The organism is Salifodinibacter halophilus, from assembly GCA_012999515.1.
GTDB lineage: Bacteria > Pseudomonadota > Gammaproteobacteria > Nevskiales > Salinisphaeraceae > Salifodinibacter > Salifodinibacter halophilus.
The window spans coordinates 1-260 of sequence record JABEEB010000385.1; the positions used below are offsets into that span (position 1 = coordinate 1).

Annotated in this window: 1 protein-coding gene; it reads left to right on the plus strand. The window is 72.3% G+C overall.

Going from position 1 to position 260, the window contains the following annotated elements:
* The coding region (locus tag HKX41_12130) for a hypothetical protein (protein NNC24883.1) at positions 1-161 on the plus strand (161 nt) is incomplete at its 5' end.
* Positions 162-260 lie beyond the last annotated feature (99 nt).

The following is a 260-nucleotide window of genomic DNA, read 5'->3' on the forward strand; positions in this document are numbered from 1 at the left end:
TTCCCGACGAGGACCATTTCTTTCTGCGGTACGCGACCTGGCTGCGCGTGCACCGCGCCACCGGGGCGTTCTTCGACAGGCAGCTGCGGCCGGGCGATTCCGTTCAGCGCGATTCCGCGCCGCGCACATCCGAGCAGGGCGGCTCCGAACGCGCCCAGTGAAATCCAACGCCGCCGGCCTGCGCCCTCGTTGCGCAAGCCGGCGCCGGCCCGGCCGCAGTACCATGGCCTTCTTCCGCCGGCACCTGCCGACCGGCGCCG